This window comes from Coleofasciculus sp. FACHB-712 (assembly GCF_014695635.1).
GTDB lineage: Bacteria > Cyanobacteriota > Cyanobacteriia > Cyanobacteriales > FACHB-T130 > FACHB-T130.
On sequence record NZ_JACJOQ010000597.1, the window covers coordinates 1 to 11,330 of the forward strand.

An 11,330-nucleotide genomic window follows, 5' to 3' on the forward strand; every position below is an offset into this window, starting at 1 on the left:
CTGGCGAGCCAAATGCGATGGAGGCGAGTTGGCAACAGTTTGGCTTGGTTTTCGTTGGTACCAATGGCAGGGGCATCTACTACGGAACTCCTGACGATTCCAAGGAGTAGGCTGCTTTATCTTCCGCGCCCGTACACGCAATTCGCCCCTGAATACTGGTTAAATTTACCCGAAAAGTACCAAGGCATTAGCCTTTAACAGAAGACGGTTCTTTCACGCTAGTAACACGTTCTGTTAAAGAATGATTTTGTAGTGCTGTTACTTGTGACAACACGTACGAGACGAGGGATTCAACCGTCATCAAGACTACCGAAAATGCCAATACTACGAAACCAGCAGCCGTGAAGAGAAACATGACGCTTGTGGAAATTAGTTTTTTGATAAAGGCGTTCATTTTGGTAAATAGTTTTGTTTACCCCTCTAGGATATGAAACACTACAGGGTCTTGACATCAGTGAATTTTTTGAATTTTTTGTAAAGAACTCCTTTATAAACCCGAAAACATACGGAGACGCTTTAAGTATATTTTTCTACAAATAAATTAAAGGATGTTTTTCTGATTTTGTCCTGAAAGCTAAGTTTTTTAACTGAATGCTGCTAGTAAATACGTAATTGAATGTAAATATGTGTGTCGCGCTTATAACACTGGTGAAGTGAGTGTTCATGGCTATTTTGTGTAAAAAAAATATAAAGATAATATAAAGACAAAAAATAGTAGGGGCGTACAGCTATTTGTGCGCCCCTATCACCTGGCAGGAAAATATTAAGTTATATTGACAATTTAGAAATGCAACAGCGCTTTTAAGCCTTGACCAGGTCTGATGGAACTGGAATTCGTTTGCCGTTTTCGTTGTCTAGTGGAGCAAGGGCGGTGAGTGTTCTGTACAACTCCAATGTTTCGCTAGTAATCTGGTTCCAGGTATAGTGTGCTTGCACATAACTCTGGGCGTTTTTAGCCATTACCGCCAATTCATTCTGGTGATTGATTGCCCATTCCAAGCTGCGGAGGCAGGAGTCTACATTTTTTACCTGGAAAAGCATCCCTCGGTTTTTGCCAATCAATTGCTGATGCACGGGAATGTCACTACCGAGTACGGGAACACCTTCCTGCATTGCTTCCAACATTGATAGAGGTAATCCCTCCAACTCAGAAGGAAGTACAAACAATCCCGCACCCCGAAGGATTTCTGCAAGACGGGGACCTCTAAGTTCACCTGTGAATATGATGTTCTTGTTATTCGCCGCCATCTCGGTGATCTCCGAGGTGAACTCATTGGTATCGCTGGTACCGCCCACCATGACGAGTTTCCATCCTTCTTGCTGAAGATTTTGGAAGGCTTTGATGAGTAAGTCAGGGCACTTTTCCGGTACGAGTCTACCTAAAAATAGAATATAGCGTCCCTGTTCCAGACCTAGCGAAGTTCCATAGCTAAAAGTAGGGTCTGAATCACCCATATTTGAGGGTGCGTTAGGAATATAAATTGTCTCCTTACCGTAAGTTTCCTTAAAGTATGAGCGCAGTTCCTCTGAGACGACGATCATGCTATCAGAGAAGCGGACAGCAGCACGTTCGCCGCGACGGATTAGGTCGCTAGAAGCTTTGTTCCATTTGGCACGTTGCCAATCTAAGCCATGACAGGTAACAACAACTTTTGCCGAGGAAGCAATTTTGGGTAGCCAAGTAAAGAGGGCTGGTCCTAAAGCATGGAAGTGAACGATATCATAACGCTTCGCATTGCAAGCGATCGCTCCCAGCGCCGAACTCAACAGAGCATCCATTCCCTTGATATTCAAGCTGGGTATGGAAACAACCTTCACACCATGAACGTTATAGTGGCTGAGCGAAACATCTCCAGTGTATGAGGAACGGGCAAACAAATCCACTTCATGACCCTGTTCCACAACCCGTGAATAAATTTCTTCACAGTGGTGCTCGATACCACCCTGTTTAGCAGGCAACCCTTTTGCTCCAATTACGGCAATTTTCATGGCGAAACCCCGGTAAAAGTTTTTTGATTAATCTGGCTAGTAGACAAATTCCGCTGTTGCCAGCGGCTTAGCATATCGCTGTAGATATCACCCACGACAGTCTTGGCACTGTAAGGTTTGGCAGCTTTAACGCACGCCTCGATTGGATAATCTCCACCGTTGTGCAGTACCTTCCGCAAGGCATCTGCAATTGCGGCTGGCGATCGCTCCTCGCACACCACTCCACTATCAGTAGTGAGTAGGTTTGGAGTTTCGCCGCATTGGGTTGTCACCACTGGCGTACCACTGGCAAGTGCTTCGAGAACGACCATAGGAAGACCTTCATAGGCGCTCGTTAGTACAAAAACACTACATACACGTTGCAACTGTGCAAGTTCTGCCTGGGCTAATGGTCCCAGCAGCGTTACCTGTCCGGACAATCCAAGGCGGGAAATCTCAGAACGTAGCTTATCCTTTAAGTCTCCATCGCCTGCTATGAGGAGGTGAACATTTGAATCGTTCAGGGCAGCAATGGAGCGGACTAGCAAGACGGGATCTTTCTGGGCGTGAAGGCGACCAGCAAATAGAATAAAGCGTGTATCTTCCGCTAAACCCATCTGCTGTGCAAGTGTGCGCCTACCTTTCTCTCGTTCATCTAAGGTCAATGGGTAGCAGATTTCGTTATCTACTGTGTTTTTGACGTAGGAAATGCGCTCTGCTATCTCTGGGTAATGCTGCTGGTAATGTTGCACCGATTCAGTATTACACGACAAGATTTGAGAAAACTGACTTACAAGATAGCGTTCGATAGCAAAATATGCTGCTGGAAAACGTTGCCACAGAATCGCATTTTTTTTGTCCGCAGAATTAATTTGCTTTTGAATATCGTTGTGAATAAAGAGAGTCTTTTCTCCTGACCAGTTGCGAGTAAAAAGTGTGGGTTCCAGCCTGTGAAAGTGCATGAAATCCGAACTCAAATTCCGACCCAAAAGGGCAGCCGTATATTTAATAGTGGTTGGTACTAATTTTTTAAAGTTATCGTTTTCTATAAAAAACAAGGGCATAAAGCGGATCTCTCTGCCTGCCAACTGGGCGTCTCTCCATACTCCTATGGGTTGCGATGGATCGTTCTCCGTGCCTACCAGCCGGATTTCAAACTCGCTAGGAGCGTATTTAACAAAAGTGCGTATGACTGTTTGTATACCCCCGATGCTAATGCTACTCGGATTGAACTGGTAGAAGATAGTCAAAACAGGTTTACGCATAACAATACCTATATATAGCTAGGTGTATTGGTTGTTTTTTTGTTGTGGCAAAGATTAATTAAGCAGTCTGTCAGTAGATTTATTTCAGCATGATTGCTTAGCTGACTTGAGAGTCTGAGATTCTCTTCCTCATAATTGCTTAGATTACTGTAAAACCCTACTTAAGTAAATTGAATTTGCCAGATTTTACAGAAAGTTCTCAAATTTCCTACTTGACTTCATGGCAACTTTATAATGAGGTTCAAGACGCTATGAAGGCAAAAAATGGCTCAATTTTAACACTGCCCAATAATTTCTCCCAAACCCGAAAAACCCTGACCCAGCCATTCCTAAGCTTTTACCAAATCTAATACCACCCTAAAAGAGAACTCGTTACTCCTACTACTACTATCAAAAGTAGGAGTTATAAAATACTCCTTATGGAAGATGTGGACTAAGTTTATACGTAAGATTACTTAGTTTTATGAATTGTACTTTGAAATTAACTTTCCGAAGGCTATTACTACTATCAAAAGTAGGAATTATAAATACTTCTTATGGAAGATGCGGACTGAGTTTATACGTAAGATTACTTAGTTGTATGAATTGTACTTTGCAATTAACTTTCCGAAGGCTATTACTACTATCAAAAGTACGAATTATGAATACTCCTTATGGAAGATGCGAACTGAGTTTATACATAAAGCCGCTTAATTGTATAAATTGTACTTGTGTACTTTACAATTAACTTTCCGAGGCATCGGATATAAACTGCTAATGAAGTCTGTATTTAAAAGTGTAATTTGACAGCCACTATGCAAAAGTACAATTTTATTTAATATTCTCTACTAGAAGATATTTCTTTGCCGATCCGCAGTAGCAGCCTGCAAGAGCGAATTTGCTTAGTTGTCCTATTGGTGAGGGGTATCAACGTAACGCATTTAAGCAAGTGTATATCAGCGGTCTTCTCTACATGGAAAGGGGACTCGCCTTTTTCCCATAACAAAATTCTCCTACCCCGAACACGGTTAGGAGAAGAGGATTCGCCATAAGCGTATAGAACGTCCTTACAACGGTACGCTTATGGTTCGAGCTAGAAGTAATCGATTAATGCTTGTTTAAGCGCGATCGCTATTTTTAGGAGCCTTCGCTGTCAGCATTTTTGGCGTACTGGCATCTTCCTTGTAGTATGCCTTGGCATGGTGGAAATAACTATCAGGTTCGTTTTCCACAATCACACCATTGACGACCAAGCCCAAGACCTTCTGACCTGACTGTACCAAAAATTGCTTACAAGCAGCAGCGCTGACAGTATCAACCACGCCTGGGCGAACTACCAATAACATACCATCAGTCATCTTGCCTACTGCCAGAGCATCTGCCACCAGAACAATTGGAGGCGTATCAAGGATTATAAAATCGTAGTCTTTAGAAAAATTGTCAATTAATCCAGCCATCCGCTTTGAGTCAACAAGAGCCAATGGATTAGGAGGAATTACCCCGGAAGGAAGCACATCCAGGTTATCCATCACTTCGCGCACAGCCATCTCAAACTCAGCTTGATTAACGATGACATCGCTCAGACCAATTGCATTAGTCAAGTCCCAAATATGATGCTGCATGGGATGGTGCAGATCCGCATCTATTAATAAAACTCGTCTTCCTAGTTGAGCCATAGCGATAGCCAAGTTGGCACAAACTGTAGACTTGCCTTCTTTAGAAACAGAACTTGTCACCGCAATGACTTTCAGCTCTTGATCTGGACTGAGAAACTTCAAGTTTGCCTGAAGCATACGGTAAGCTTCACTGATAACCGAATGTGGATTATCTCTAACAGGAAGCTGCGGAAGAATTCTTTCTAGTTTCTTACTGCGAAAAGTAACTTTTTTCTTCAAAGAAGGAATCATTCCCAGGACAGTATATTTAAATAACTCCCGCACCTCCTTGGCAGTTTTGATAGTTGGATCTTTCAGGTCTACAAGGAAAGCAGTAATTACATAAAGTAGACTGCCTGCAACAATTCCGGCAGCTATGATTATTAGCTTGCGAGTACCTACGGGCTTTTCTGGAACTGTAGCGGCGGAAATTAAACTAGCGTTGCCTACATTTTGATTTTCCGCAATCTGAACCTCTTGAAGATTTTTTAAAAGAATTTGGTAGGTAGATTGCGCGGCTTCTACTTGCCGTTGTAAATCCCGCTGACCCTGTTGCAATCTAGGTAAAATGTTCGCTCTTTGTTTGTACGCCTCCTGAGCGCGAGATAAAAAAGTCACTTGATTAGCCAAACCTAAGCGTTGCACTTCTGCATTGACTAATTCTGCGGTCAGTTTTTGTTCAAGTTCCCCAATTTGTAAATTTGCTTCGGATACTTGTTGGTTGGTGCCAACAATCTCTCCTACCCGTTCCTGTAGTAAAGCTTTTAATGCCGCTTGTTTGCTTTCGAGATTAATTATTTTGGGGTTTTCATCCTGAAAGCGGGTGCGCTCAACTGTCAACTCGCCTTCAATTTTTTGGAGTTCTATCAGCACTTGCTGAACTGCGGGAGATTGGCTGAGCGAGTTTAGAGCCATAGCCCGCTGTGAATTCAGTCCTATCTTACTTTGGAAGGCGGCGACTCTAGCAGTTGCATCTTCAAGTTCAGCTTGAGTTTGCGCTTTTTTGCTGTCTAGCTCTGCGATCGCTTTTACGGCTGAGCTTCCTTCTTCTTCTAGAGCTACAATGTTATTCTGTTCTTTGAAACTACGCAAAGCGGCTTCTGCTTGACGAACAGTGGCTTCAGTCTTCGGTAGCTGCTTACTAATAAATTCGCGAGCCGCCGCTGCTTGAGCGCGGTTATTAAGTACATTCTTCTCGCGATACAAATCCATCAGTTTGTTGACTATCTTTGCAGCTTCCTGGGGATCTTTGCCTTTAACGGATATCTGCAAAACATCGGTTCCTTTGATCCCTTTTACCGTAAGCTGTTTTAGGAAATCAGCAGGTTTTAGGGGATCTCCCTTTTTGTCTTTTAGGTTTAGAGAATTTATCGTCTCTTGTATCAGAGGCTCAGAACGGACTATCTCGGCTTCTGTATCCAGAGGAGTATTCAAGACATTGAGCGGTTCTAACTGTCCGATTTTTGCTCCCGCCTCTGTGACTAAAGCAGAAGTCGTATTTTGCTTCTTAAACAAAAGCCTCCCTTCGGCTTCGTAGGTAGGCTTTTTTAAGAACGCAAATGCGGCGGCGAGTGCAACTGTAAATATAAAGACGGTACTGGCGGGTAGCCAACGCCGTTTGAGGATAAGCCAGTATTTTTTAAAATCTATATCTTCTGTGTATTGTCTAGTTTCCATAAGAGGCTCGTGTAGGAGAGTGGTAATAAGGTTGTTTTGGAGGCAGGTGTATTAGCCGCTCCCAGAAGCGAGTCCTTGCAGTGTAGACTATTTCCTCGCTTATCGAGAGGCAGCATCTGGTAGTTCTTACTCAGCCGACAATTGTATCCTAACAAGGCTAGTAAAAGTTGGAGTGATAAAAAAAACTGTTAATCAATGAAAGGATGAGCTTAAAGCTGTATGCAGTAGCATTCGGCTGGTAGCTCTAGATAAGAGGGATTAACAAAAGCGGGCTGCGAAATTTTTTTGATGCTGACGGACAACCGGACTATGGCAAAGAGTAGAAGTGCGATCGCTTTGGATGAAAGCACCTTAAGCTTACACCTTAAAGCAGAATTAACTGCGCGATCGCTATAGAATGACTCAAACAATTGAGTCGGAAATATTTTAGGTCCTATCGGAGGCAGTTTTGGGACGATTGCCGGAGTGACTGGAAGATTAATTTGGCACAAATATCTGGGAACATATTTCTGCTTTGTGCGATCGCCCTCAAAATCCTGAGATATCTGTATAAACATCCGATTATTCTTTAGCCAAAGAGATTACCACCAGCCTGAACAAATCGGATGATTGCCAGGATTCACGGCATGAATATCCTTGGTGTGTGAATGAAACCGTCCCCGCTCCTGAAGATAAATCTCTTACCTTAAAGCTTTCAACCTGTTTGACAGGTTGAAAGCCTTTGCCTAAACTCCCTAAAAAAAGTTGCACGCGGCGTGAGCCAAATTGCCTGACTACGGCTTAATCAAATGTTGCTCAAACTTGCGATAGTTACCAATTAACCTTGCCCGCTCAAAAGGGGGATAAAACAAGATGGTTCCCAAAGGTAAACCAACTGCCAAAACAGCGCCCATCACCAAAGGATTTAGCAATCCAACTTGGAAGCCAACTCCTAAAGTCATGCCTAACGCCATTGCTAATAGCGACACCCCAATCGCGAGATTGGGACTAAATCCTCTTTTCAAACAACTAACTGCCAGACTCTGCGCCCCAAAACCAGCCATAAATACAGCAAAATCCACCGCTTCAAACCCAACCGCCGCCGAATTTGCCGCTCTAAATTGCTCGCCAAAACCCGTCACAAAAAAAGCGACAATTCCCGCAACCAACAAAGCTACAACCGTGTCTATACCCGCAAACTTAACTTTATACCTGGATAGAAGCTTAGCGACAAACACAGCCCCAGCCGCCGCCGTAGCCGCTGCTGCCACACCAAATGCAGCGACAAACAGCGTGATAAACCCAGCCATGACCACACCCATCGCCCCAACTTGGGCAATCGTTCCGCCCCAAGCGATTCCCTCAATCCAAGCCGCCGAGGCAGCAAGTGTCACCAGTAAAGCGAGCGCCATATAAGGTAGTTTTTTGTTCGCAATCGGAACCGGGGCAGTCTGAATCTTAACAGTAATATCGTGAGTTTCTGGCAGAGAATTTGTGTGTAATAACAGATGTCGCTCGTAGGTCTTATCTGCCATCAACCGGCTGGTATTCACATTGATTTTACACTTCGCCTGATTGTTCTCAAACTTAACGGAATCAAAAGAAATCCAAGTGTGAGTATCTGGTGTATGGGGGGGATCGCTTTCGTGGGGTGCCACTTCCCAATTTCCTTCCAGAAGGGTATCAGGAATCGAGTTCGTAACTGCGATTGTTTGAGTCACCCTTTCACCTAATTTTCTTGCCTTAAATTCTAGGATGGGTTTACTCAGCTTCGCTTCGGGTACGCGAATCACATAGATAGGCTTGAGAGCTTCCAAGGCGATCGCTGCGTTAGGATAGCGGTCTTTTGGTTTGATTTCCACCATCTTTTGCAACCAGTCAATCCACCGCAGACTGAGCTTGGGAACGAGATGCTTGAAATTAATTCGATAATCATCATCAATTAACTGGCTAATCTCAGAAGATTTGATGCCAGTTAATAAGCAAATTAGCGTTGCTCCCAAACTATATAAATCTGAGGCTTCAGTAAGCTGCCGATGGAATAATTGTTCGGGCGGCATGAACCCTAAAGTTCCTTTTGCCACGCTGTTCATCGTTACTTCCCCATCCCCAATTCGAGCCAGACCAAAATCAACTAAAAAAACATTGATGTTGCCATCAACCAAGATATTTTCGGGTTTAATATCTCGATGGATAACAGTGGGAATGCGATTTTGCAGATAAACAAGAATTTCTAATAAAGAGACGGCAATTTTCTTAATTTCATCCGGGTCGAAGCTACGAGGTACGGCTAAAGACGGTGCTTTTTTATACTCCTGAACCATGCAAAAGCCATCGGATGTTTGGAAGGAATCTAGGTAGCGGGGGATTCCGGGATGATTCAGTCCCTGTAACACTTGAATTTCGCGCTGGTAGGCGTCGTAGTCTGACCAGGTGGCGTTGATTTTAGCAAACTGAAACCGTTTAATGACAGCGGGTTGCCGAGTTTTCAGATTGAGCGCCAGGTAGGTTACTCGACCACCGGCGCGGTTGTGTCCTAATTCTCGGACGACCTGATAACCGTGGCTGGATAAGTCTGGAAAGTTGCTCATGTGTGAGAGAACGAACGCAGGTTGAATGAGTTTATGCAACTGCTACGCGAGCAGTTGCAGTTAGCGGGAGCCGCTAGAGCGAGTAGCCGCTAACTTGCGGTCATACGCTAGAGCGAGTAGCCGCTAACTGCGGCATACGCCAAAGCGATCGCGCAATCCGAACAAACCAGGGATGGCAGATAAAGGAAGTGGGTGTACGCCTTTTTTGAGACTTCATCTTTCCCCTTTTCCCAGTTGTCCCTTCTCATCCTAGTTCACCAGCTTAGGAGTAGGAATTTCTGTTTTCGCTGTGAAAGTTCATAAAAATAAAGTGAGTGAGCTACACCTAGTTAAGAACTTGATATCTAAGGATCGTAATTATGACACAGCTATCAGAAGCGAATGTGGCGATTTCTAAGGAAGTTAATAATTCGAGAGGTTCCGATTGTTTAGGTTGGGAGTGTCTAGGCTGATTGTTGCGATCGCCTTCTTCCTATGCGCTCTTAGCCGGGATCGTCGCCAGCGAATGCCACTTTTTGCAACGGCTCCTCGGAAGCATCCACGGTCTTAGCACTGGTTGCAACTTTGCAAACTCCAGATTCGTCACCATTATTGCCAACATCCCCGCTTGGATTGACCCGAATGGGCGATGAAGATTTGGTTCCAGTGTTTATACAGTGAAGTTAGCAACTGAAAAGTGATTTTAATTATGCGTCAGATCCTGGGCACTCTTTCTCTATTGGGGTTTCTACAATGTTTTCCAGCAGTTGTTTCTGCTCAAACACAACCTGCTTCAGACGCCCCATCTGACCCCATCGAACAGGTGATTGCTGCCAAATTAATGACTGCATATCCTGATGGACAGTTTCGTTCAGAACAATTCATCAGTCGTGCAGAACTTGCCTCAATTTTGGTCAAAACTTTTAAACTGGACAAACGAGCGGGTGCCACCAAACAAGAAGTTATTTCAGTTCAAGATGTACCTTCTTCCCACTGGGCATATAACGACATTCAGACAGTTTTAAAAACTGGCATTATGAAGGGATATCGGGGAGATATGTTCTTCCCCAACCAAAAAATCAATCGCGCTGAAGCTTTATCTATCTTTGCCCAAGCTCACGGTGTATTTCAGTTTCCGAATGACACCGTTGCTAAAATTCTTGCGAAGTATCCAGATTCCGGGAATATACCGGATTGGGCTAAAAAATCGATGGCAACTGCACTTTACGAGGGATTTGCTAATCCCGATGAACAAGGCAATCTGAATCCCCTAAATCCGATGACGAGAGGGGATATGGCTTACGCCTTGAGTAAATTTTTGGAGCGACAAGAAGCACCCGCACCGATGTTGGAAGAAGATTTACCTTCGCCAGCGAGCTTACCAATCCAATAAGTTCCGAAAAAGCCGTTTTCTCAAAGAAAACGGCTTTTTTGCTTTTGAAGAGCGCCAGAAGGCGGCTCGCTTGTTACACTCGATAAGTTTGGAGCGATAAGTTTGGAGCGATCGCTAACCGATGAACGCCACGCCAAATAATCGAGATATGCGGCGAGATTTTGCCAGCCGCGACGATTTAATTACCTATCTCCGCGAACAATTCCCTGCCGCCGCCGAACGCGATGACGCGATCGCTACCACCGTAGGAGGACGTAAAGCCGCAGAAGCCTTCTTAAGTCAAGTAGATCCCGCCCGTTACGCCAAAACGCGCAATTCTTTTAGTGGCGCAGTCACGCGCCTTTCACCCTATCTCCGCTACGGCGTCTTGAGCTTGGCAGAAGTGCGGGATGCTGTGCTGGACAAAGTGGAAAACCGAGATGACGCACAAAAACTCATCAACGAACTCGGCTGGCGCGATTACTGGCAGCGTCTCTATACCAAGCTGGGAAACGACATTTGGGAAGATCAAGAGCCTTACAAGACAGGCTACACAGCCAAAGACTATGCCGAAAAGTTACCGGAAGATGTTGACAAAAGTAGCACCGGCATGGTCTGTATTGACAGTTTTAGCCGCGACTTGCACTCCTCTGGCTACCTGCACAACCACGGGCGAATGTGGCTAGCCGGTTACCTAGTTCACTGGCGGCGGATTCGTTGGCAAGTCGGGGCAAGATGGTTTCTGCAACACCTACTGGATGGCGATCCAGCCAGCAATAATCTCTCCTGGCAGTGGGTTGCCAGCACCTTTAGCCAAAAGCCTTATTTCTTTAACCGGGAGAACTTAGAACGCTATACGGATGGC

At 44.6% G+C, this 11,330-nt stretch carries 7 protein-coding genes; 3 read left to right on the forward strand and 4 right to left on the reverse strand.

Annotation, left to right across the window (positions count from 1 at the left end; translation table 11 throughout):
- Positions 1-801 precede the first annotated feature (801 nt).
- The 4 genes from H6F50_RS21810 to H6F50_RS21825 all read right to left on the reverse strand — a co-directional run bounded on the left by H6F50_RS21810 (position 802) and on the right by H6F50_RS21825 (position 9,114).
- Positions 802-1,989, reverse strand: a complete 1,188-nt coding sequence (locus H6F50_RS21810) for a glycosyltransferase family 4 protein (protein ID WP_190411463.1) — start codon at positions 1,987-1,989, stop codon at positions 802-804.
- Positions 1,986-3,233 carry a glycosyltransferase family 4 protein gene (locus H6F50_RS21815; RefSeq protein ID WP_190430324.1) on the reverse strand — a complete coding sequence of 416 codons (1,248 nt, stop codon included), beginning with the start codon at positions 3,231-3,233 and terminating at the stop codon, positions 1,986-1,988. The genes H6F50_RS21810 and H6F50_RS21815 overlap by 4 nt, the downstream gene beginning before the upstream one ends.
- A 1,097-nt stretch (positions 3,234-4,330) precedes the next feature.
- On the reverse strand, positions 4,331-6,544 hold the full coding sequence (locus H6F50_RS21820) for a polysaccharide biosynthesis tyrosine autokinase (RefSeq protein ID WP_190411461.1): 2,214 nt from the start codon (positions 6,542-6,544) through the stop codon (positions 4,331-4,333).
- A 773-nt stretch (positions 6,545-7,317) separates the two neighbouring features.
- Positions 7,318-9,114: a serine/threonine-protein kinase gene (locus tag H6F50_RS21825; protein WP_190430325.1), complete on the reverse strand. Its 1,797-nt coding sequence runs from the start codon at positions 9,112-9,114 to the stop codon at positions 7,318-7,320.
- A 455-nt stretch (positions 9,115-9,569) separates the two neighbouring features.
- Between H6F50_RS21825 and H6F50_RS21830 the strand changes: the two genes are divergently transcribed.
- The 3 genes from H6F50_RS21830 to H6F50_RS21840 form a co-directional block, all read left to right on the forward strand.
- Complete coding sequence (locus H6F50_RS21830; protein ID WP_190430326.1) at positions 9,570-9,746, forward strand: hypothetical protein; 177 nt, start codon at positions 9,570-9,572, stop codon at positions 9,744-9,746.
- 56 nt (positions 9,747-9,802) lie between these two features.
- Complete coding sequence (locus tag H6F50_RS21835) at positions 9,803-10,486, forward strand: S-layer homology domain-containing protein (protein WP_190430327.1); 684 nt, start codon at positions 9,803-9,805, stop codon at positions 10,484-10,486.
- A 148-nt stretch (positions 10,487-10,634) separates the two neighbouring features.
- Positions 10,635-11,330 (forward strand): FAD-binding domain-containing protein (locus tag H6F50_RS21840; protein ID WP_190430328.1); only part of this gene is annotated, 696 nt, incomplete at its 3' end.